The organism is Pollutimonas rozaliensis, assembly GCF_048751585.1.
In the GTDB taxonomy this organism is placed as follows: Bacteria; Pseudomonadota; Gammaproteobacteria; order Burkholderiales; family Burkholderiaceae_B.
The window spans coordinates 611558-633033 of record NZ_JAZHOB010000001.1; the positions used below are offsets into that span (position 1 = coordinate 611558).

The following is a 21476-nucleotide window of genomic DNA, read 5'->3' on the forward strand; positions in this document are numbered from 1 at the left end:
GATCAGGCCTCCACCGGCACCGGCACTGCCGCGGCGACGGCGGATTGTTTATGAAACAGGGCGGGCCCCACCCGCTTGCGGCCGTAACGCAAGGCCATGGTGACGAAGTGCACGGCGAATACCAGGTGCCCCAGCGTCATGATCGCCCCGCCCACGCTGCGCGCTTCAAGATAGGGGATGGTCACGCGCACCGACTCCATGAACGAGCGCGAGGCGTCCAGCATCGCCACGCCTTGCAGCCATCCGCCTATGCTCAGGCCTATGAAATAGATGCCGAAGCCGACCACGACCAGCCAGAAATGCAGGGCGATAAGCCTGGGGTAAGGCCATTCCCAGGACATCACGCGCGGCATCACGAAGTAGATCGCGCCGAACATCACCAGCGAGAAGAAGCCGTAAAGCCCAAGGTGCGCATGGGCCACCGTAAAGTGCGTGAAGTGAGTGACCGTGTTGATGCTGCGCAGCGCCTCGAAGGAGCCCTGCACGGAACTGAGCGTATACATCATGCCGCCCAGCACGATGAAACGCAGCGTGGGGGAATAGATCAGCGTCTTGAAATGATGCCGCATGGTCAGGTGCTGATTCACCGAGAAGGCCAGCACCGGCACGATCATCATGATGCTCTGCACGATGGACAGCGTGATAAGCCAGCTTGGCACGGGGCCGCCCACCAGGTGATGCCCGCCCACTTGGCCATAGAAGAAGGCCAGCGCCCAGAAGCCCAGCAGCGACAGGTTATACGACTGTATGGGGCGGCCGATGATCTTGGGCAGGAAGTAGTACACCGAGGCCAGCGCCACCGGCGTATAGAACAAGCCCAGCACGTTATGTCCGAACCACCAGTTCATGGTGGCCTGCTCCACCCCGAAATGTACGCCGGGCAGGTTGCCGACCAGGAACAGAATGGGGAACCAGAACAGCGCCGCGCCCATGTACCAGATGGAAACGTACAAGTGCTCCACCTTGCGGTTCTGCAGTGTGAACACCAGGGGCAGGCCGATCAGCGCCCCGCCGATCACGAACAGGATATCGATCTGCCACGGAATTTCCAGCCACTCCAGCCCATCGTTGAAGCCCGCGGCGATGCTGCCCAGGCCGGCGATCAAACCCGCATTCCACAGCATGGCGCCCAGGATCGCGAAGCGGCCGCCCATGAGCTCCGTCTTCAACAGGCGCGGCAAAGTCCATATGGCAATGCCGAAGGCCGCCATGGGCGCCCATCCGTAGGCCACCGCATTCAGGTGCAAAGTGCGTATGCGGCCGAAGGTAAGCCAGGCATAATCGGTCAGGAAGTCGGGCTGATGCAGTTTGATCGAGCTGATCAGTCCGGCGGTCGAGGCGAAAATCAGCCATACCACCGCACAGGCCAGGAAAACGAAGGTCACGTAGGCGGTCGAACGGTCCGCCTGCACACGCTGGGCCAATTCCACCGCCATGCGCGCGTCGCGCGCCGCATCGGCGGTGAAGGAATGGGTGGCGTCCACCGCTTCTTGCAGCGCACGGTGCTGGTCCGCCGTGGCGGCCGGCTCCTCGACTTTCCCGATCTCGCCCTCGGAAAAGATAACATTGGCCGCGGCGGGGTTATCGTCGAACAGGTGCTTGCGCAGCGACCAGATGAAAACGAACAGGCCCGTGACGGAAAGGATGAATGTCAGAAGCAGTATGGTGATGGTGTTCATGAGAACTCCGGAACAGGGACGGGAAGCGAACGCCGGTCTTGACCGCTGTGAGCAAGCACATCGCTTCACGATAGAACTGCCAGAATCATAAGAGATATATAAGGGGAAACCCGTAATCTCCCTACGCGGAATATTGGTAATGCAAGCCGAAGGGCTCGGGTTCGCGCCGCTCCCGGGGCATGTGACGCCGGGGTCGCTTATGAGTATGATTGATCCTTCACCTGAACGTTGAAAGCGGAAGAACGGATATGGAAAGCACGATAGATTGGGGCGGTCCCGAAGGGATGCTGTTTGTGGCTCGCACGGGAAGCGGCCATGTCACCGCCATGGACGGCGCCCCGGACGGCGGCGGCCACAACCTGGCGCCGCGCCCCATGGAAATGGTGTTGACCGGCACCGGCGGCTGCGCCGCCTACGATGTGGTACTTATCCTGAAGCGCGGCCGCCATGCCGTAACAGGCTGCCAGGTTAAACTGACCGCCGAACGGGCGGAGGCCGATCCCAAGGTCTTCACCAAAATTCATTTCGCCTTCACCGTCACGGGCAAGGGCCTGCCCACCGCCGCGGTCGAGCGCGCCGTGCAGCTGTCGCACGAGAAATACTGCTCGGCCAGCGCCATGCTGGCCAAGACCGCCGAGATCACGCATTCGACCACGGTCGTCGAAGCCTAGCCGCGGGCCGCTCCGGCGCTCGCGCCACCACTACAGATACATCAGATACTCATGCATCAGTACGAAGATTTCATGCGCCATGTCTACGAACATGGCATTGCCAAGACCGACAGGACCGGCACCGGAACGCGCTCCGTGTTCGGCCACCAGATGCGCTTCGACCTTGCCGAAGGCTTCCCCCTGATCACCAGCAAGAAGCTGCATACCAAAAGCATTTTCATCGAATTGCTGTGGTTTCTTCGCGGCGACTCGAACGTGCGCTGGCTGCAAGAGCAAGGCGTAAGCATCTGGAACGAATGGGCCGACGAAAACGGCGACCTGGGACCGGTATACGGCGTGCAGTGGCGGTCGTGGCCCACACCCAATGGCGGGCATATCGACCAGATATCGCAGTTGCTGGACCAGATACGCAAAAACCCCGACTCCCGCCGCCTGATCGTGTCGGCCTGGAACGTGGCGGAAATCCCCAATATGGCCCTGCCGCCCTGCCATGCCTTCTTCCAGTTCTATGTGGCTAACGGCAAGCTGTCCTGCCAGCTGTATCAACGCAGCGCCGACATCTTCCTGGGCGTGCCCTTCAATATTGCCAGCTATGCCTTGCTGACCCACCTGGTGGCGCAGCAGTGCGACCTGGAAGTGGGCGACTTCATATGGACGGGCGGCGACTGCCACCTGTACAGCAACCATCTGGAACAGGTCGCCCTGCAACTGTCGCGCGAACCCTATCCCTACCCCAAACTGAACATCAAGCGCAAACCCGACTCCATCTTCGATTACGTCTACGACGATTTCGAAATTGTCGGCTATGAGTCGCACCCGCACATCAAGGCGCCTGTCGCCGTCTGACCCGCCCGTACCGGAACCGCATGCCCTCGCCCACCATACAGCTTGTCGTCGCTTACTCCAGAAACCGCGTCATAGGCCGCGACAACGCCCTGCCCTGGCGGCTTCCTTCCGACCTGGCGCATTTCAAGCGCACGACGCTGGGGCACCCCATCGTGATGGGCCGCAATACCTGGGAATCGCTGGGCAGGCCGCTGCCGGGCCGGCCCAACCTGGTCGTCAGCCGGAACCTCGCCTACCAGCCTGAAGGCGCCACGACATTTTCAACGCTGGAAGGGGCGCTTGCCGCCTGCGGCACGGCCGACAAGGCTTGCATCATAGGCGGCGAACAGTTGTTCCGCCACGCCCTGGACCTGGCCGATGAAATCGTCGCCACCGAAATCCACGCGGACATCGAAGGCGATACCTATTTTCCCGCGCTGGATCCCGCCGTATGGCAAGAGGTCGAACGGCTGCCGCAAGCGGAAGAAAACGGCCTGGCCTTCGATTTCGTCCGCTACACGCGGCGGCCCGGCGCATAAGCACTCGACCCAAGCACCTGTCTGCAAACCCTGTCTTCGAGGTGATCATGACCAGCCACGCCCCTCTTCCCGATCTGTCCAATCTTTGGATGCCCTTTACGGCGAACCGCCAGTTCAAGCAGCAGCCGCGACTGCTGACCCGGGCCAAGGGCATGTATTACTACGCGGCCGACGACCACGAGATCCTGGATGGCACATCGGGCCTGTGGTGCGTGAACGCGGGGCATGGGCGCCAGGAAATCGTCGATGCCATTTCGCGCCAGGCCGCCGAACTGGACTATGCGCCCAGCTTCCAATTGGGCCACGACATCTCCTTCCGCGCGGCCTCGGCCGTGGCCAGCCTGATGCCGGCCGGCATGGACCGCATCTTCTTCACGAACTCGGGTTCGGAATCCGTCGACACCGCGCTGAAGATCGCCCTGGCCTATCACCGGGCGCGCGGCGAGGGCCAGCGCACCCGCCTTATCGGCCGGGAACGCGGCTACCACGGCGTGGGCTTCGGCGGCATTTCGGTGGGCGGCATTTCAACCAACCGCAAGATGTTCTCCGGCGCGCTGCTGCCCGGCGTGGACCATCTGCCGCATACGCACGACCTGTCCAAGAACGCCAACTCGCGCGGGCAGCCTGCCTGGGGCGAGCACTTGGCCGACGAGCTGGAGCGCATCGTCGCCCTGCACGACGCATCCACCATCGCGGCTGTCATCGTCGAGCCGCTGGCCGGCTCCACCGGCGTCCTGATTCCGCCCAAAGGCTATCTGGAAAGGCTGCGCGCCATTACCGAGAAGCACGGCATACTGCTGATTTTCGACGAAGTGATCACGGGCTTCGGACGTCTGGGCGCCGCCACGGCCAGCGAGTTCCTGGGCGTGACGCCGGATTTGATGGCCTTGGCCAAAGGCATCAGCAATGCCAGCGTCCCGGCCGGCGCCGTGGCCGTGAAACGCGAGATCCACGACACCATCGTGAATGCATCGGCCAACGGCATCGAGTTCTTCCATGGCTACACGTACTCGGGCCATCCGCTGGCGATGGCGGCAATCATCGCGACGCTGGACATCTACAAGCGCGAACAGCTTTTCAAGCGTGCGCAGGGCCTGTCGAAGGTGTTCGAGGATGCGGCGCATCAGTTGGAAGGCGCGAAGCACGTGGTTGATGTACGGAACCTGGGGCTGGTCGCTGGTATAGAACTGACGCCTAGGCCGGGTGCGCCGGGCGCGCGTGCAGCGGAGGTATTTGCCAAGTGCTTCGACCAGGGGTTGATGGTGCGCTACACCGGGGACATCCTGGCGATATCGCCGCCGCTGATTATCGAGGAAGGCCAGATCTCGGAGATATTCGGGAAGATTGGAGATGTGTTGAAGACGGTTTCCTGATCGCCTTATCCCTGTATTCCGCTGTGGCTGGTTTGGTTTCTTGGCTGCATCGTCAGTTAACACGTAACTCGTGAACTGACTTCGTCTTCGCTTCGTACACGCCGCAGCCTGGGCCGGGGGCGATTCCGGCACGGCGTGCTTGTTTCCGCGTCTTCCTCGTACTGGCGGGCGTCGGCCGAACTCCCTGCGCGTCACTGCGTGCCGCTCCGGTCAGACAGCGGCCGACGACATCCCCCGCCCTCCCTTCGGAAGCACGCGGCGCACGCCTACCGCCGGAATCGCCCCCGGCCCAGGCTGCGGCTGCATCATGATAAGGTGGAAGAGATCAATTCTTTCTTGTAAGGGTCGACGTTGGCCCTGCCCTTAGATCTTTCAGGTATTGCTGGTAGAAGTCGATAAAGCTTCGGACTTTCGCCGGCACCTGCCGCCCAGGGGGATACACAGCATAAACGCCTGCGGATGGCAAAGACCATTTCGGCAGCAGACGGATAAGGCGTTTGGCATTGATTCCATCCTGCGCATTGAACTGATCCAAAATAGAGACTCCCACGTGCTGCTCAAGAACCGAACGCAGCGCTCTTGCCGAGTCGACACGGAAGCGTGACTTGACGTGAATGGTTGCTGTCTGCCCGCTGCTGGAGGAAAACTTCCACGTAAAGGGTGTTGGAAGCAGCGTAAGGGCAACCCAGTCAAGATCCTCCAGATCTTTCGGAGTCTCTGGATGCTTGATGCGCCGCAGATAGCCAGGCGAAGCGACGACGTACTGATCGAACTCGCCCAGTTTCACGGCGTGGAGCGACGAATCCTGAAGCCAGCCCAGGCGGATGGCAATGTCAAATCCTTCCTCGACCAGGTCCACGACGCGATCCGTTGTGCGCAGATCTACGACAAGATGCGGGTGGCGCTGCGCAAAGGCGGCCATGGCTGGAGCCAGTGTCAGCGCCACGTGGTCAGCCGTGCTGCTGATGCGGAGCGTGCCCGCCAGTTCCTTCGTGTCGAATGCGGCGCGCTCGATCGCTTCGGTCAGCCCTTGCAGCAACGGCCGGCATTCCTCATACAGCGCTTGCCCGGCATCGGTCATTGCCACTGTCCGGGTTGTGCGGCTAAAAAGCGCCACGCCCAGCTTCGATTCAAGGCGGCTGATTTCGACGCTGACCTTGGGTGTCGCGACGCCAAGCCGCTGCGCGGCGGCGGTGAATCCGCCCGCTTCCGCCACAGCCTCGAATACCAAGAGATCGTTCAGATCAATTCTTCCTGGGAGCGCCATAAACCACCCAATTATTATTAAATCAATAAAGGTGAATTATTGATTAATCTATTTTTCTATTCAATGGTTTCGGTGATGATGCTACACATCGGCGGATCGGAATTAGCCGCGATTATTCATCAATACCACGGAGAAATAGTATGAAAATTGCAATTATCGGTGCCACGGGGTTTGTCGGGTCGGCGTTGCTGAAAGAGGCTGTCGCGCGTGGGCATGAAATTACCGCGCTTGTGTCCAGCCCAAGCAAGGTCCCCGCTTCCGACAAGGTGGTCGCATTGCAAGCCGACGTCATGGCACAAGACGGCTTGGCCGACAAGCTGACCGGCCATGATGCGGTCATCAGCGCATTCAGCGGCCATGTGCAAGCCGACGTGCTGGGCTATTACGTCAAAGGCATGCAAACGATAATTTCCGCCGTCAAGCAGGCGGCAGTACCGCGCCTGCTGGTCGTTGGCGGCGCCGGCGGCCTGGAAGTCGCGCCGGGTGTACAGTTGCTCGATACGCCGACATTTCCTGCTCAATGGAAAGGCACGGCGGAAGGCGCGCGCCAGGCCCTGGATCTGCTGCGCAATGAGCCGGAGCTGAACTGGACGGTATTGGCGCCCTCGGCCCACCTTGAACCGGGCCGGCGCACTGGCAAGTTCCGCATCGGCAAGGACCAGCTGCTGGCCGATAATGCCGGCGAGAGCCGTATTTCTCTTGAGGATTACGCCGTTGCGATGATGGATGAACTTGAACAGCCCGCGCATCCACGCAGTCGCTTCACAGTAGGCTATTGATTATTGAATGAAAATGCGACAGTTGTACCCGACACCTAACAGGCGGTTAAACGGAGGCAAACGATGACACGAGTTCGCGTTGAGGGCTTCACCATTTCGCTCGATGGATACGGGGCGGGTCCTAATCAAGACATCGACAATCCACTTGGCGTCGGCGGAACAGAGCTGCACCAATGGCTGCTTCCAACACGCACGTTCCAGTGGGCCTTGTTCGGCAACGATGGCGGTACGGTCGGGATTGACGACGACTTCGCCGCCCGCGGCTTTCGGGATGTTGGCGCCTGGATTCTCGGCAGGAATATGTTCGGCCCCATTCGCGGGGACTGGCCGGACACCAACTGGAAAGGCTGGTGGGGAGACAATCCACCATACCACGTTCCAGCCTTTATCTTGACCCACCATGCCCGGCCGTCCATCGAGATGGAAGGCGGCACGACGTTCCATTTCATAACAGGCGGCATTCATGAAGCGCTGGACCGCGCACGCGAGGCCGCGGCCGGAATGGACGTGCGGATCGGCGGTGGGCCGGACACAATACGGCAATATCTTCGCGAGGGCCTCATAGATGAACTGCACATTGCTATCGCGCCGGTCCTGCTCGGCCGGGGGGAATCGCTGTACGAAGGGATCGACCTGCGGGCTCTGGGATACGAATGCGTTGAATTCGTAGCGTCGGAGAAGGCCACCCATGTCGTCCTCCGGCGCCAAGGACACAGCGGCGCCTGACGATGGGCGACCCGCCGAACACCCGGCCACATCAGAGTGCCGAATGGTCCTTTATTGCATCCTCCAGTGCCGGCTTTAGTCCAAGAAAGCGCTCGTCGATGGCTGCGGGGTTGTCGCGGTTCAGGGCGATCATTTGCGCACGGGTATCTCCGCCACGGATGACCTCGAAGGCTTCGGACTCGATTCCCGCGACGATGGCGTCGGCCACGGCAGAGGCCGGCTCGCGCGAGAAGCCAAGCTCGGGACCTGCCCGGTTGGATTTCATCATCGGTGTGTCTGTGCCGCCCGGATAGACGGTCAGGACGTGTATGCCTTCGCCTTTCAGTTCGCGCCGCATCGATTCGCCAAAACGGGCAAGGCCGGCTTTCACGGCGGCGTAGGTTGCGTAGAACGGCGCGCCGATCAAGGCAATGCCGGAAGACACATTCACCACCATTGCTCCGCCGCTGGCACGCAGCGCCGGCAAGGCGGTACGCGTCAGCATGATCGGCCCCACGAGATTGACATCTATCATGGCCTGGAGCTCGGCTTCCGCGGTGTTCTCCAGCCTTCCCGCCCTGACGCCACCCGCGTTGTTGACAAGGATATCAAGTCCGCCAAGCGCATCCAAAGTCTCTTTGATCGTGGCCGCGCGCCCCTCTGCCGTCGACACATCGGCGGCGATACCGCGAACGACGGAGCCGCCAGACTGAAGCGCCTGGACTGCTGTTGCGACAGCATTAGGGCGACGGCCGCTGATAGCGACTTTTGCACCTTTGGCCAGCAAGGCTTGGGCCAGAGCGAAACCAATGCCGCTTGCGCCACCGGTGATCAGGATGCGTGCACCGTTGATATTCATGACTGCCCTCCCAGCTTGTCCTGGGTTTTCGTATTGAAGTCGTCGGCATCGTGGCGCTCGTGCAACTGAGACGACGGCTCCCCCGATACGCGGTTGACCTTGCGTCCCCGATTTACGGCGGGCCTTGCCAGTATCGCGTCGGCCCAACGCTGTACGTGCGTGTATTCGTGCACCGATAGAAATTCGGCTGCGCCGTATTGCCAGCCCTTGGCCAAGCCCCCATACCAGGGGAACACAGCGATGTCGGCAATGGTGTAGTCGCTGCCGCCCAGGTATTCGCTTTCGGCCAGGCGGCGATCCAGCACATCGAGCTGACGCTTGACCTCCATGGCATAGCGGTCGATGGCATACTCGATCTTGACGGGTGCGTAAGCATAGAAGTGGCCGAAGCCGCCGCCCAGATATGGCGCGCTACCCATCTGCCAGAATAGCCATGACAGGCACTCCGCGCGTTCGGGCTGGGTCGTCGGCAACAGGGCGCCGAATTTTTCAGCCAAATAGACCAGAATCGCGCCGGACTCGAATACCCGTACAGGCGCTGCGCCCGAACGGTCCATCAAGGCGGGAATCTTGGAATTCGGGTTGACTTCAACAAAGCCGCTGCCGAACTGATCGCCCTCGCCGATGCGGATCAACCAGGCGTCGTATTCCGCCCCGGTGTGCCCAAGGGCCAGCAGCTCTTCCAGCATGATCGTGACCTTCTGGCCATTCGGCGTGGCCAGGGAATAGAGTTGCAGTGGATGCCGTCCAACGGGCAATTCCTTTTCGTGTGTCGGCCCGGCCACTGGGCGGTTGACGCTTGCGAAGGCGCCGCCGTTGGGTTTGTTCCAGGTCCAGACGGCTGGCGGTGTGTAATCGGTAACATTCGTCATGCTTTCATCTCCATGGATGCGTGTGTCTGCTTCAGGCGGCGGAAGGATAGTTGGACGGGTACAGGGACCGTCTTGTTTCTTCATCGTTGGCCCGCTTGAAAGCATGGTCCTTACCCACCTCGCGCGCGCGGGCAGCTGCTGGTCGCGCATCGACATTCAGAAAAAGTCGCCTGAGGTTGGGGAACGGTTCAAGGGGATCATCCGCCCCCTTCCGCACGCGCGCCGCGCGATCCAGCCATCCCCATGCCGACATATCGGCAATCGTATAGGTATCGCCGGCGATGAACTCACGCCCTTCCAGGTGATCGTTCAGCACTTGATAGTGGCGCTCGGCCTCGCGCCGGTAACGCGTGACGGCGTAATCCAGGCCCTCGGGCGCGGCGAACTGGAAGTGCACGGCCTGGCCGGAGAACGGCCCCAGGCCGGAAGCAATGAACAGCAACCAGGAAAGCAGTTCCGGCCGGTCTGTCGGCGCCCCCAGGAAGCCGCCCGTTTTTTCGGCAAGATAGATCAGGATCGCGGTGGAGTCGAACACACGCGCTTCGCGGCCGCCCGGCCCGTCCGGATCGACGATCGCCGGCACCTTCCCATTGGGATTGATCCTCCGAAAAGCCGGCGTATGTTGCTCCCCCTTGCTTGTGTCGACGGGGATCAATTCGTAAGGCAGGCCGGACTCTTCCAGAAAGAGCGCAATCTTTGCCGGATTGGGCGTAGGGTGAAAATAGAAATGGATCATGCATATATCCTTTATCTGTGACGAAGGCGGCCGGTTGGCGGAATTCATCGACGGCGAAAAGCAACACCCTGGATGTAAAACCAAGTTCGAGATTTATTTTAGTTCATGTGTTCTATAATGACATACAACGCTGAAAAAGTTAAGGCGTTTGAAGTGCGAGAAACAAAAGGGGGAAGGCGGATGGCGCGGCCACGGGAGTTCGACGAAGAAATAGTGCTCGACAAGGCGGTTCAATGTTTTTGGAACCAGGGTTACGAGGCTACCTCGATACGGGACCTGATCAATGAAACGGGCCTGACCGGAGCGAGCCTGTACAACGCATTTGGCGACAAGCGGGCACTCTATCAAAGAGCGCTGGATCACTATGTCAATTGCAGCGTTGCGCAGCGCATCCAGTCGTGCGATGCACTGCCGCCTCGCGAGGCGATAGACGCATTCTTCGCCGATATCATCCAGCGCTCGCTAAGCGATCCTCAGCATAAGGGATGCATGCTGGTCAACGCCGCCCTTGAGCTGGCCCCGCACGACCCTGAGTTTCAAGAAATCGTCGCCGGCGTTCTAAAGCAGATCGAACGATTCTTTTTTGAGCATTTAAGCGCGGGACAGGCCAACGGGAGCATAGGAAAATCCATGCCGCCGGACATCCTGGCCAAGCATCTTCTTGGAGTTCTGATGGGAGTGCGTGTTCTGGCGCGGGTACGGCCCGAGCCCGAACTACTAAAGGGCATCGTAGCGCCTGCCCTGGCCCTTCTGGACGCCTCCGGCACACCATGACGCCCAGGCTTTCGCCGCGGCCAACAGGAGATAAACGTGAATTCGATTCGTGCATGCGTCTTTGACGCCTATGGCACTTTGCTGGACGTCCATTCCGCCGTCATGGGGAACGCAGACAAAGTGGGGGATAGCGCCGAGGCACTCTCGGCCCTCTGGCGTCAGCGCCAGCTTGAATATTCATGGACCCGCGGAGTAATGGGAAAATATGCGGACTTCTGGCAACTGACCATTGAAGCATTGGACTTCGCCCTGCAGACTTATGGGCTTGAAGACCGGCCGGGCTTAAAAGAAAGCCTGTTGAACGCCTACTTCGAATTGAAAGCCTACCCGGATGCCGCCAAGAGCCTTGAAATGCTGAAGGCTGAAGGCTATATCACCGCGATCTTGTCCAACGGAAATAATGACATGCTGCAGGGCGCGATAAGCGCCGGCAATCTTGGCGGCTTGCTGGATGACTGCATTTCCGCCGACGACATCAAGACCTATAAGCCCGACCCCAGCGTCTATCAACTGGCATGCGACCGTCTAGATGTGCGCCCCCACGAGGTTTGCTTCGTGTCGTCGAATGCGTGGGATGTGGCGGGCGCAGCGGCTTTCGGATTCAACGCCGTACGCATCAACAGGCAAGGCGCCCCGCTTGAGTACCATTGCGCCCCATCGAAGCATCAGTTAAAGGCGCTGTCCGAGTTGCCGCTACTGCTTTCGCAATTTCGCACATGAAACCTTAATGGGCCGCGCTTTGTAGAGCTAGTGCCATCACGACTCATCAGCCGACCTTGACCAAGTCCTTGAAGATCAGTCGGCCCCAGGTGTTTCCGCGCGCCTGCACAAGCAGTCCACCTTCCGCAAGCCCGCCAAGCGTGATCGGCGAGAAACCCAGATTTTCCGCCAGCCCAGCGATCTCCTCGGCCGCGTCGTCATCGTCGCTCGACAGGAATACGACTCTCCTGCCACCATGCACGGCCGTATCCTGGCCGAGAACGGAAGCGGCCAAATGGTTGAAGCCTTTAACCAGTCTTCCACCAGTGAAGGCCTGCGCGATGATCTTGGAAGAAGGCTGCCCTCCCAGTTCTTCAGGCGGCACGCCGTAGGCATTGGTCACATCGACGATGGTCTTTCCCTTCCAGGTAGACAGCGCCTTGGCGACATCCCGGTGGGACTCGTAACGGACAGCCAAGAAGATGATGTCCGCCTTGACCGCTTCCGCCAGTGTTTTGGGAGTGATCCCGGGTCCGATCGCGGCCGCGGCGGATGCAAAGCTTTCCGGGTCGCGGGTGGTTGCAACGGATACCTCGATGCCGCTGCGGGCAAACGCCGTGGCAAGAGCCTGGCCGACCTTGCCGAAGCCAATAATTGCATAACTCATATATTTTCCTTTTGGTTGCAGCGCCCTGCGGGTTTCAGCTATCGGCTGGAGTGGCCGGCAGAGCGCCTTATGTCAGATTTGCGCCAGGCCGCCGTCCACGGCGAGCTCGCTGGCGGTCATGAAACTGCTGTCCTGCGACGCGAGAAACGCAGCCGCCGCTCCGATCTCCGCCGGTTCGGCCATGCGCTGGAGCGGATTCATCGAGGCGAAGGCCTTCAAGCCCTCCTCGCCTACCGCTTCTTTCGCGAGTTCGGTTGCCGTCGGCCCGGGCGAAAGCACATTTACCCGGATGCCGGAGCCCTTCAGGTCCTCTGCCCAGGTCCGCGCCAGGTTGCGCACTGCCGCCTTGCTCGCGCTGTAGACGCTGAATGCCGGCGCGCCCGTCGTGCCGGCGCTCGAGCCAGTGAGGATGATCGAACCGCCCTCGCCCATCAAGGGCAGCGCCTTCTGGACCGTGAAAATCGAACCCTTCACATTGGTGTCGAAGGTTTCATCAATGTGCTCGGCGGTGATCTTGCCCAGCGGAAGCAGGCCCCCCGTCCCGGCATTGGCGAAGACGATGTCGAGGGTTCCGCGCTCGGCCTTCACCGCCGCATATAACCGGTCCAGGTCGTCCGGATCGGAGACCGAGCCCTTCACCGCACGGGCGTTGGGCCCGAGGTCGGCCACGGCGGCATCAAGCGCTTCCTGCCGGCGTCCGAAAATGAAGACGAAGGCGCCCTCGTCGATAAAGCGTTTTGCCGCGGCGCGGCCTATGCCGGTAGCGCCGCCGGTGATCACGGCGGTCTTTCCATTAAGTCTGTTCATGGTGTGTCGCCAAGTCGGCGTCCTATATTGAAACTAAAGAACAGTCTAGAACCCTTGACACATCAAGACAATTGACGAAAAATCGATAAATTCAATCTATTATTTAGATTAATATGCTCGACAATGTCACCATCAACCAGTTGCGTGCGTTCGTTGCGGTATGCGATCAGGGAAGCTTTTCAGGTGCGGCGCGGAAACTCAGGCGCGCACAGTCAGCCATCAGCCATGCGATCAAGGCGCTGGAAAGCGCATTTGATGTCGAGCTGTTCGAGCGAAACACACGGAAGGCGCAGCTCACCGCGGCGGGGCACAGCCTCTTGCCGGACGCGCGGGCGGTGATCTCACGCACGGAAGAGATGAAGAACCGCGCCAGCTCTATAGCCAGCGCCGGGGCGCCACAGCTTTCGGTTGCTATCGATGCCTACTTCCCGCGCGCCCACCTGATCGACTGCTTGATGACGCTGCAAGCGGAGTTCCACACCGCAGTGATCGACCTGCGAATCACAACCATGCAAGGCGGTGAGAACCTGGTGCTCGAAGGGGTGTGTGCTCTGGCTGTGACGATCAACAACGTGCCCGAGGTAAACCCGGATGCCATAGAGCGCCACTGGCTGTGCGAGGCGGACATGGTGACGGTCTGCGCGCCATCTCACCCGCTCGCTTCGATACTGAAACCCGTCCCGATGGACGAGTTTGCTCGACATGTTCAGGTCGTCGTTACGGACAACCAGCCGCAATGGGAAAAGACCCAACAAGGCGTCGCCGGCAAGCGCCAGTGGCTGGTCAATGATCTGGGCGCCAAACGCGATCTCCTCAAGGCCGGCCTGGGCTGGGGGCACTTGCCACGACATCTGGTTGGCGATGATCTAGCGAACGGACAGCTCGTCGAACTTGAACGCCGTGCCTGGCACCTCGGTTCGCTTACGTTCATGGTCTCGCAACGACGGGGGCATGATCTTTCTCCATGTGAGTTGCGGATGGTTGAGCTGCTGGGTGAGCCTGAGTGCAGTTCAAAGCCGGGCGGCGTTCAGTTTCAGGGAAGGATGTAAAAGCCTGAAGGCCTCGGACATCCGCAAAGCAGATCAACGACAGTCTGCTTTCGGCTGCGGATTCAGCCGGTGGATGCAACATACTAAACGCTACATAAGAAGCAGAAGGAGTGTTGCAGATGAAGAAGCGGCCTCGAATCTACTATACGGAGACTAGAAAGCTCTGATGTGGGAACGCTGGCGTAAGGGCGAATCACTTCAGCAGATCGCCCAGCTGTTTGATCGAAACCACTCGTCGATCCAGCGGATTCTTGCGGAGACTGGCGGCATACAACCAGTGCCAAGATGTCGATCCGGTCGGGCGCTGACGTTAGCCGAGCGCGAAGAGATCTCGCGGGGCCTGATTGCGGGCCACTCGATCCGCTCGATTGCCATGAGGCTCAAGCGGGCGCCCTCCACGATCAGCAGGGAAGTCAGTCGTAACGGCGGGTCATCGGATTATCGTGCGAGCTTGGCGGATCACGCCGCGTGGAACAGAGCTCTTCGTCCCAAGACGTGCAAATTGGCAGACAATCGAAACCTAGCGCACCTTGTGGCCTGGAAGCTCCAGCTACAGTGGTCACCGGAGCAGATCGCCGGCTGGTTGAAGTGCGCCTATCCGGACAACGAGGAACATCAGGTGTCTCACGAAACCATCTATCGCACGCTCTTTATTCAGGCGTGCGGCGCACTGAAGAAGGAATTGCTGGCGCACTTGCGACGTACGCGACTCATGCGTCGCTCCCGTCATCATACGCAGAAGACAGACAACCATGGCCGGATCGTCGATGCTGTCTCGATCAGCGAACGGCCCGCTTCAGCGGAAGACCGCGCGGTTCCTGGGCATTGGGAAGGAGACTTGCTATTTGGCAGCAGTAACAGCCAGATTGCGACTCTGGTGGAGCGTCAGACGCGCTATGTCATGCTGGTGAAGGTGACAGGCAAAGATACTGAGACGGTGGTCAATGGGTTGATCAAGCATGCCCGACAACTGCCACGGGAACTCTATAAGTCGCTCACCTGGAATCGGGGCAAGGAGATGGCCGATCACAAGCGTTTCACTCTGGCTACGGATATTAAGGTGTTTTTCCGCGACCCCCAAATCCCTGGCAACGGGGGACCAATGAGAACACCAACGGTCTTGTGCGGCAGTATTTGCCAAAGGGAATTGACCTGTCTGATTACTCACAAGCTAAGCTCAACGCTATCGCGAGGCGATTGAATGAGCGTCCGAGAAAAACCTTAAACTACGAAACACCAGCCCAACGATTTAACCAGACCGTTGCACCTACCGGTTGAATCCACAGCCATGAGTAGCCATTAATGGCCTTCCTAATTTGACCGCTTCGGGCTGGGAAGAGTTAGTCATGAACGACTGGTAACATGTCGTCAAAGGGAGGCGCCAACCCTTACCTCAGATTGGATGTCAAAACTAACCACCTCGGGGATGCTTGTGGCTGGAACTTCTGATTTTATCAAGGCTGACTTTTCGGGAACGCTTTTCCCGATGAAGACCAATTTGATCGTTTTGGAGCACTACGAGAATGAACTGGCCGAGTACATCACGACTCGAGTTTTGTCAGATGCACATCCTGCGGACAACTTCTTACCGCAGCAACGCGTGCATGCAACGAAGCCTCGCGGACATCTTCGCCGCACGGTCAAGCTTGACCCAGTGGCCGAATATTTTATGTACGATATCGTATATAGAAACCGGGCCATCTTTCGTTCCCAAGTGAGTTTCGAACGCAGAAGCTTTGGATACAATTTTAAGGATGGAGGCCACGTCCCCGTCCATACCGCCTACACCGAGTACAAGTTAAGCCTTACTGAGCTCGCGGCCAAGCACTCGCATCGTTTGCAATTCGACATTGCCTCGTACTTCAACACCCTGTACCACCACGACATCTCACACTGGTTCGCCGGCAGAACAACGGTAACTGAGGCGGACTCTGCAGCGATAGGCAAATTTTTCCGTGAGATCAACGCCGGTCGAAGCGTTGACTTTCTTCCCCACGGGATTTATCCGGCAAAGATGATTGGGAACGAATTTCTGAAGTTCGTCGACCTGTCTGGCGTTCTGAAATCCGCTGCAATCTCGAGATTCATGGATGACTTCAATCTGTTTGACGACGATCCGTCAGTGTTGCGGCAAGATTTCTTCCGTATTCAACAACTTCTTGGTCAATTTGGCCTCAATGTGAACCCAAGCAAAACGCACTTTGACAAGAGCGTCGACAGCGTCGAAGACACGCTTTCCGCGATTCACGAGTCGCTGATCGAAATCATCGAAGGCGTTGAGCTGGTAGAAGGCGCCTCTGGAGTTGACCTTGTAGAGATTGAGGAAGAGGTTGTGTCGGAACTCACAAAGGATCAAGTCACTTCGCTCCTCGCTCTACTCCGGGATGATTCGCTCGAAGAGGCCGACGCCGATCTCATTCTCGCGTTCCTACGCTTGCACAGCGACGACATTCTCGAGCATCTACCAACCCTGCTCCGCAAGTTCCCGAATCTTGTCAAGCACCTCTATTCACTCTGCGCAACGATCACAGACAAAGCGGCACTTGCAAGCATCCTGCTAGATTATCTTAAGACAGAGTCATATTTCGTCGAGTACCAATTATTCTGGCTTGCCTGCCTTGTAGAGGATCACCTACTTGGAGCAGGTTGCTACGGGCAAGTTCTCTTACGGCTCTACGAGTTGTCTCAGGACTTTCGAATCGCACGGGCCAAGGTACTGGAGATCCCGGAGCAAGGCTTCGGCCTGAAGGAACTGAGAAGTGAGTACCTAAAGTCGGGGCAATCAGATTGGCTCTCGTGGGCATCGGCCGCCGGAACCCGAACATTGAAGAAGGCCGAGCGCAACTACGCTCTGGACTATTTCTCCAAATGCTCGCCGCTGAACTTCATAGTGGCTGAAAGCGTCAAGCGGGTTTAACGAAATAGCTGCCAATCCCTCGCTCAATCACCGATTTGTTATGGAAGACCGCGAACGGTGGCGTGCGGTGTTCGTCACGTCGTTGAACTATTGAGCTGGTGCCGCCCACCGCCGTGGTCGAGGTTATCTGGAGCGTTGAATGGCAACTTTGCGGCTTTAACTTGAGCCGTACGGACAACGGCTCCTGCTGCACGTCACCCATTGGCTGACTTAGCTCGAACGGCGGCAATGTACTGCCTATCGCACCCCAGCCAACCCAGCCAAGCCCGATGGCGCTTCATGTCACGAGTCTCTGTACTTCGATTTGATGCCGTCGAGTCTGCACGACTGCTCCGCCTTCTACCGCGTGAATCGCCCGGATCGGGTCTCGCGCCGTCAATTCACCGACTTTCACACCAGCCTCCGTGAACCACTGAAGCCGCTTGCCCGAGAGCAACCCAAATCCGGTGTGCGAAACAAGCAGCCGACCCTGTCTGAAGACATCGAGGAGAGCCACGAGCTTCGTTTTGTTTTCGACGACGTAGAGCCGGGTGGGCGTGAGGAAGTAGGTGTACCGACCAACGCCTATGATCTCGCTCGGACAAGTTCCGATGTCGTACACTACCTCAGGCAGCCCCTTCTGTGAAACCAGGATGACCTTACCCGAGTAGGTTGCGAGGTAGGCTCCACCGTCGGCAGCAAAGCTAGCCGCGTAGACCCAATCTTGAGGAGTTCCTCCAGTTATCGTTATCTCTAATCGAAATTCCTCCAACTCCACAACATGGTCGGGAGCCGTTCGAGCAAAATAGGTGGCGTCTGACTCCTCGAATCCGAGCGTAGTCGGATCGACACCGGTCAGAATCTCGAATGCCCTGTTGAGGGACTTCATTTTCTCAGTGGCAGTTGGATCGCCAGGATTGCGATCGGGATGGTGGACTTGTGCCAATTTGCGGTACTTCCGCTTGATGTCCGCAGGATCGACTGGCAGCGACAACCCAAAAAGCCGCAACGCATCCTCAACATCTTGCCCCGCTCCGAAGCGCTCACTCCGACCCACGACACGCTTCCAGCCTTCCTTAAGAGGCATCACGACCCCCCACACTGCGACGCCCGCAGTCGTGCAGCACCATGCCTCGTCGGCTAATGTGAAAAGGTACCGGTCTCCCTCGGGAGCAAAATCTACGGCCCGCACTTGGGACTTGAACTCCCCCCAGTAGTTCGTTTTGATAGTCCGGAAGTGATCTACGACGCGGGGGTCCTCGCGAAGATTGGACTCGGCGATGATGTTCAGCTCTGCGTCGTAGATGTGAAGAACCCCGCTGGAGTCCATGATAGCGATGCTGGAACCGACGGCAGCGGCCCCAGTGTGATAGACATCATGTAGCAGAGCCTTCTCGCCAACAAAGAGGCCGTATCGGCCAATTCGGCGAAGTACGCTTTTTACCTCCGGCCGATCCTCGCTGGCAGCGCGGTCAATCAGCCAGATCCCGGTCGCATCCATGGCAGCAATCTCGAGAGTGGAATCGGGTTGCTCATTGCTCTGCAGTTTTCGTTCGCCCGTAAGTGTCCAAGGAGCGTCATCCGATACCGTGAATAATGGCATTGATGAAGGGTTGGAAACTTCTACAGGTTTATGGTCATGTTTTTTACCCGCCTTGTCCATCAGCCCAAGGATGCGATTGAAACGGCGGCGATCAACGTCCTTTACGTGATCGGGAACCAGCTCAAACATCTCGACGCATTGCTTCGCCGCCGCCCCCAACTGCCCAGACTTCGTTCGCTGGACGATGAGTTTGGAATAAGCTTTTGCTATGACCTCTCCGACGCGGCCTTGTCGCTGAACTGGGGAAAGGCTGACAGCGAGCTTTACGACCTTGGTATTTTGGCCCTTGAATCCGGCCTGAAAAATTGGGCCCATCAATGGATCGTTGTACTCACGATGAAACTCGTCACGACCGTCGACCTCCCAAATTGGCGGTGATGGCGGTAGCGGAATGTACTCTGCTTGAGACCAATCTAGTGCGGTCGGCGGCTCCCGCCTGCCAGATGCCTTCTTCGAATCGGAGATCAGGGCCCTCATTTCCAAGGACTCCAGGGGCACTTCCGCCTTTGTCTTTCCGAGCAATTTCGAGAGGAAGCCAGTCATCCATCATCTCCAGATATTGAATCGCCATTTTCCCTATTAGACCCGTTTGGATCGTGAGCTGCCATAGTCGACAAAAAAGTCGGCCCTGAACCAGTCACCTTGTCCACAGGATTGCGGAGGCTGCATTAGAGGTCTTTAGCAATAAATAGGGTCAGCTCACCAGCCCAAGCGCCTACACCTTCGATCTCCAATTGAAAACGGAAGGGAGCCCACCCATCAGCACCGCAAGCGTCCAATTGCTCAACGAGCACTACCTTTTGTATACATTTCAAGGGGGTCACAGGTTTCTCGGAGCCGACACCCGCATGGGGAATGCATGCCATTCTAATGGTCTCAAGCTTTATCAGCTGCGGCAGCCAGGGAGAACCAACAAACTCCTTCGAATACTCTCCAATTCTCGTGCCGTAATTGAGGCTAAAAAATACCTCACCGCGCCTCGTGGATAAGCACATCTTTATTGTCTGCGACAGAGCCTCAAATCCAGATATGGTGGCGAGATCACCGTTCTCCACAAAAAGATCATGCTTGTCATCCAGCGCCAAGCTCCTTGGTAGCTTATGAGCGTCGATACGCGGATAGCTCTCCATCACTGTGACCGTGATGAAATGGCAGTTCTCCATTTTTCGCCAGCTAGGAGCCTTAGATAGCTGGCGCCCATCCCCTATTGCATTGACCAAAACATATTGATCATAAGGGTCGACAGTATCGAATCGCTCGCTGAACTTAATCAAGGCTCCTAGGTCGCCCACAAAGAAGTTATCCAGGCGGAATGACCACGCTTGCGCCTCCACCGAAACGAGCTCACCCAAGAATATGATGTCTGGGCCTAAAGCAATAAAATCCGAAGTCATCGAAGAGCAAACTCTTCCACTCATCTCACTACGCAATTTATCCTCGTGCTCCTCCTTCATCTTATGGAGGGCCTCGACGGGGTACGCGACAGGATTCACATCAATCAACCGACTATGCGTTTGGCATAGCCAAATACCGTTACGAATGTGCGTGCGCTCGGCCGAGGTCATGTTTTCGTCGTACCTCGCTCCTCCCAGCGAGGCTGCGGAAATATGCGCTGCCACCCCGATACTAATATGCTTATCCAGCGCTTCATCACTTGGGCCCGCAGTGGGAATTCCGCAATCTGTAAATGAACAACGATATCCTGCTCGCAACGCAAGTGTGTTCCTGGTTGTTTGACTGAAGTCGTCGCGGGTTGGTTTACCTCCCAGACTAGAGTCGCCGCTTTTTTTGTTGACCATACTTTTCCTATCCGTCCGCCAGTAATCATCATACTTGCGTTGCCCAATACCGACTGTTCGCTACAGCCGCCTACCTTGCGTACAAGAGCCTAAATAACCCAACTGACGAAACAATCCTCAGCCCTCTTGGCATGCTGGTATATACCTGCAAGTCGAGGTGCGCTCGCTTGCATTGAAGCGCCGTAACTACCAGGCCTGACATGCAATGTCAGATGCGTTGGAGTTGTGAGCTTGCAGCTACCGCTTTCGAGCCATGAGCGGGTCATTCGCCACGTCCCTAAAGTGGCATAAGCTTTAACTATGGTCGGGCATGTTTAGGCTGCAGCATCCATCCGTCATGTTCTTCGCACCAATCATAAAGAATAATTATCTGTTCTATCTCATAGAGAGCGCGAAACAAATCTCCATACAGCTTGCGGTAGCTGAATTCACCTATGGATTGAGTGATTAAATTATTCACCAAGAATTCATCCGCCATATTGTTCCGATGCTCAACCACACTCTCCAAGAACCTGATGAAATCAGGTCGCAAGCCTCGATCTCTGAGTGCATTCTTCTTTTCCCAAGAGTCAAGTGCTCCACGCTATCTGTGGGGGCGTTGAATCTATGCATGAGAAGACCTTTTAAACCAAACTCGAGTATCTGAGCCCTCCCCATAAATATTGCGTATTGCTCGAGGAGCGGTCGATTTTCATACTCGGCTAGCTTGACATTAACTCGCGCCTTTATCGAGTTTTCGGTCATGCTTGCAGCGTCATTCATCTTGATTCTCCGTAGAATTGCTTTACTCGGAAGGCTATTCGTTAAAACATTCTTGTTGCAGGCTCACCAAATGTCCGCCGATCAGCACTATCATTGCATGGGACGAAAGTCTGCC

20 protein-coding genes and 1 pseudogene are annotated in these 21476 nt (G+C 57.9%); 11 read left to right on the plus strand and 10 right to left on the minus strand.

The genetic code is table 11. From position 1 onward, the window contains the following. Positions 1 to 2: 2 nt before the first annotated feature. Entirely contained in the window at positions 3 to 1679 is a 1677-nt protein-coding gene (locus tag V0R37_RS02880; protein ID WP_420373055.1) for a cbb3-type cytochrome c oxidase subunit I, read from the minus strand. Positions 1680 to 1927: 248 nt separating this feature from the next. On the opposite strand from V0R37_RS02880, the gene V0R37_RS02885 reads away from it, so the two are divergent. From V0R37_RS02885 to aptA, 4 genes are read left to right on the plus strand one after another with little or no spacing between them, the layout of a single operon-like run. Next, on the plus strand, positions 1928 to 2350 hold the full coding sequence (locus V0R37_RS02885; RefSeq protein ID WP_420373056.1) for an OsmC family protein: 423 nt from the start codon (positions 1928 to 1930) through the stop codon (positions 2348 to 2350). 51 nt (positions 2351 to 2401) lie between these two features. Then, positions 2402 to 3196: a thymidylate synthase gene (locus V0R37_RS02890; protein ID WP_420373057.1), complete on the plus strand. Its 795-nt coding sequence runs from the start codon at positions 2402 to 2404 to the stop codon at positions 3194 to 3196. A 20-nt stretch (positions 3197 to 3216) separates the two neighbouring features. Beyond that, the gene (locus tag V0R37_RS02895) at positions 3217 to 3714 is read left to right on the plus strand and encodes a dihydrofolate reductase (protein WP_420373058.1); all 498 of its coding nucleotides are present in this window, start codon (positions 3217 to 3219) and stop codon (positions 3712 to 3714) included. Positions 3715 to 3761: 47 nt separating this feature from the next. Next, on the plus strand, positions 3762 to 5087 hold the full coding sequence (aptA, locus tag V0R37_RS02900; protein WP_420373059.1) for an omega-aminotransferase AptA: 1326 nt from the start codon (positions 3762 to 3764) through the stop codon (positions 5085 to 5087). 325 nt (positions 5088 to 5412) lie between these two features. Here aptA and V0R37_RS02905 read toward each other — a convergent pair whose 3' ends face one another. Continuing rightward, positions 5413 to 6354, minus strand: a complete 942-nt coding sequence (locus tag V0R37_RS02905) for a LysR substrate-binding domain-containing protein (protein WP_420373060.1) — start codon at positions 6352 to 6354, stop codon at positions 5413 to 5415. Positions 6355 to 6494: 140 nt separating this feature from the next. On the opposite strand from V0R37_RS02905, the gene V0R37_RS02910 reads away from it, so the two are divergent. Both V0R37_RS02910 and V0R37_RS02915 read left to right on the plus strand, forming a co-directional pair. Then, positions 6495 to 7133 carry an NAD(P)-dependent oxidoreductase gene (locus V0R37_RS02910; RefSeq protein ID WP_420373061.1) on the plus strand — a complete coding sequence of 213 codons (639 nt, stop codon included), beginning with the start codon at positions 6495 to 6497 and terminating at the stop codon, positions 7131 to 7133. A gap of 63 nt (positions 7134 to 7196) precedes the next feature. After that, complete coding sequence (locus V0R37_RS02915) at positions 7197 to 7859, plus strand: dihydrofolate reductase family protein (RefSeq protein ID WP_420373062.1); 663 nt, start codon at positions 7197 to 7199, stop codon at positions 7857 to 7859. A gap of 31 nt (positions 7860 to 7890) precedes the next feature. Here the strand turns inward: V0R37_RS02915 and V0R37_RS02920 are convergent, their stop codons facing one another. From V0R37_RS02920 to V0R37_RS02930, 3 genes are read right to left on the minus strand one after another with little or no spacing between them, the layout of a single operon-like run. Next, positions 7891 to 8697: an SDR family NAD(P)-dependent oxidoreductase gene (locus V0R37_RS02920; protein WP_420373063.1), complete on the minus strand. Its 807-nt coding sequence runs from the start codon at positions 8695 to 8697 to the stop codon at positions 7891 to 7893. Next, positions 8694 to 9569, minus strand: a complete 876-nt coding sequence (gene yghU, locus V0R37_RS02925; protein ID WP_420373064.1) for a glutathione-dependent disulfide-bond oxidoreductase — start codon at positions 9567 to 9569, stop codon at positions 8694 to 8696. The genes V0R37_RS02920 and yghU overlap by 4 nt, the downstream gene beginning before the upstream one ends. 31 nt (positions 9570 to 9600) lie before the next feature. After that, positions 9601 to 10305: a glutathione S-transferase family protein gene (locus V0R37_RS02930; RefSeq protein WP_420373065.1), complete on the minus strand. Its 705-nt coding sequence runs from the start codon at positions 10303 to 10305 to the stop codon at positions 9601 to 9603. A 153-nt stretch (positions 10306 to 10458) separates the two neighbouring features. Between V0R37_RS02930 and V0R37_RS02935 the strand changes: the two genes are divergently transcribed. Then, positions 10459 to 11079, plus strand: coding sequence for a TetR/AcrR family transcriptional regulator (locus tag V0R37_RS02935; protein ID WP_489685791.1), 621 nt, complete (start codon positions 10459 to 10461; stop codon positions 11077 to 11079). Positions 11080 to 11115: 36 nt separating this feature from the next. Then, positions 11116 to 11799, plus strand: a complete 684-nt coding sequence (locus V0R37_RS02940) for a haloacid dehalogenase type II (RefSeq protein WP_420373066.1) — start codon at positions 11116 to 11118, stop codon at positions 11797 to 11799. A 46-nt stretch (positions 11800 to 11845) separates the two neighbouring features. On the opposite strand, the gene V0R37_RS02945 is transcribed toward V0R37_RS02940, so the two are convergent. Continuing rightward, the gene (locus tag V0R37_RS02945; protein ID WP_420373067.1) at positions 11846 to 12445 is read right to left on the minus strand and encodes an NADPH-dependent F420 reductase; all 600 of its coding nucleotides are present in this window, start codon (positions 12443 to 12445) and stop codon (positions 11846 to 11848) included. A gap of 72 nt (positions 12446 to 12517) precedes the next feature. Continuing rightward, complete coding sequence (locus V0R37_RS02950; RefSeq protein ID WP_420373068.1) at positions 12518 to 13252, minus strand: SDR family NAD(P)-dependent oxidoreductase; 735 nt, start codon at positions 13250 to 13252, stop codon at positions 12518 to 12520. Between the two features lie 113 nt (positions 13253 to 13365). On the opposite strand from V0R37_RS02950, the gene V0R37_RS02955 reads away from it, so the two are divergent. The 3 genes and pseudogenes from V0R37_RS02955 (at position 13366) to drt5 (ending at position 17218) form a co-directional block, all read left to right on the plus strand. Further along, entirely contained in the window at positions 13366 to 14301 is a 936-nt protein-coding gene (locus tag V0R37_RS02955) for a LysR family transcriptional regulator (protein ID WP_420373069.1), read from the plus strand. A 119-nt stretch (positions 14302 to 14420) separates the two neighbouring features. Beyond that, positions 14421 to 15579, plus strand: a pseudogene (locus V0R37_RS02960) (IS30 family transposase). 124 nt (positions 15580 to 15703) lie between these two features. Further along, positions 15704 to 17218 carry an antiviral reverse transcriptase Drt5 gene (drt5, locus tag V0R37_RS02965; protein ID WP_420373070.1) on the plus strand — a complete coding sequence of 505 codons (1515 nt, stop codon included), beginning with the start codon at positions 15704 to 15706 and terminating at the stop codon, positions 17216 to 17218. Between the two features lie 277 nt (positions 17219 to 17495). Here drt5 and V0R37_RS02970 read toward each other — a convergent pair whose 3' ends face one another. The 3 genes from V0R37_RS02970 to V0R37_RS02980 all read right to left on the minus strand — a co-directional run bounded on the left by V0R37_RS02970 (position 17496) and on the right by V0R37_RS02980 (position 21361). After that, complete coding sequence (locus V0R37_RS02970) at positions 17496 to 19343, minus strand: J domain-containing protein (protein ID WP_420373071.1); 1848 nt, start codon at positions 19341 to 19343, stop codon at positions 17496 to 17498. Positions 19344 to 19468: 125 nt separating this feature from the next. Beyond that, on the minus strand, positions 19469 to 20599 hold the full coding sequence (locus tag V0R37_RS02975) for a DUF2634 domain-containing protein (protein ID WP_420373072.1): 1131 nt from the start codon (positions 20597 to 20599) through the stop codon (positions 19469 to 19471). Positions 20600 to 21055: 456 nt separating this feature from the next. Continuing rightward, positions 21056 to 21361 (minus strand): hypothetical protein, encoded by a 306-nt coding sequence (locus V0R37_RS02980; RefSeq protein ID WP_420373073.1) that lies wholly within the window; start codon positions 21359 to 21361, stop codon positions 21056 to 21058. Positions 21362 to 21476 lie beyond the last annotated feature (115 nt).

Coding starts and splice junctions, on each gene's coding strand:
- aptA (WP_420373059.1), top strand. CDS start 3,762: ATGACCAGCCACGCCCCTCTTCCCGATCTGTCCAATCTTTGGATGCCC.
- V0R37_RS02895 (WP_420373058.1), top strand. CDS start 3,217: ATGCCCTCGCCCACCATACAGCTTGTCGTCGCTTACTCCAGAAACCGC.
- V0R37_RS02910 (WP_420373061.1), top strand. CDS start 6,495: ATGAAAATTGCAATTATCGGTGCCACGGGGTTTGTCGGGTCGGCGTTG.
- V0R37_RS02945 (WP_420373067.1), bottom strand. CDS start 12,445: ATGAGTTATGCAATTATTGGCTTCGGCAAGGTCGGCCAGGCTCTTGCC.
- V0R37_RS02970 (WP_420373071.1), bottom strand. CDS start 19,343: ATGACTGGCTTCCTCTCGAAATTGCTCGGAAAGACAAAGGCGGAAGTG.
- V0R37_RS02975 (WP_420373072.1), bottom strand. CDS start 20,599: ATGGTCAACAAAAAAAGCGGCGACTCTAGTCTGGGAGGTAAACCAACC.
- V0R37_RS02980 (WP_420373073.1), bottom strand. CDS start 21,361: ATGAATGACGCTGCAAGCATGACCGAAAACTCGATAAAGGCGCGAGTT.
- yghU (WP_420373064.1), bottom strand. CDS start 9,569: ATGACGAATGTTACCGATTACACACCGCCAGCCGTCTGGACCTGGAAC.
- V0R37_RS02955 (WP_420373069.1), top strand. CDS start 13,366: ATGCTCGACAATGTCACCATCAACCAGTTGCGTGCGTTCGTTGCGGTA.
- V0R37_RS02920 (WP_420373063.1), bottom strand. CDS start 8,697: ATGAATATCAACGGTGCACGCATCCTGATCACCGGTGGCGCAAGCGGC.
- V0R37_RS02950 (WP_420373068.1), bottom strand. CDS start 13,252: ATGAACAGACTTAATGGAAAGACCGCCGTGATCACCGGCGGCGCTACC.
- V0R37_RS02890 (WP_420373057.1), top strand. CDS start 2,402: ATGCATCAGTACGAAGATTTCATGCGCCATGTCTACGAACATGGCATT.
- drt5 (WP_420373070.1), top strand. CDS start 15,704: ATGTCAAAACTAACCACCTCGGGGATGCTTGTGGCTGGAACTTCTGAT.
- V0R37_RS02930 (WP_420373065.1), bottom strand. CDS start 10,305: ATGATCCATTTCTATTTTCACCCTACGCCCAATCCGGCAAAGATTGCG.
- V0R37_RS02915 (WP_420373062.1), top strand. CDS start 7,197: ATGACACGAGTTCGCGTTGAGGGCTTCACCATTTCGCTCGATGGATAC.
- V0R37_RS02880 (WP_420373055.1), bottom strand. CDS start 1,679: ATGAACACCATCACCATACTGCTTCTGACATTCATCCTTTCCGTCACG.
- V0R37_RS02885 (WP_420373056.1), top strand. CDS start 1,928: ATGGAAAGCACGATAGATTGGGGCGGTCCCGAAGGGATGCTGTTTGTG.
- V0R37_RS02905 (WP_420373060.1), bottom strand. CDS start 6,354: ATGGCGCTCCCAGGAAGAATTGATCTGAACGATCTCTTGGTATTCGAG.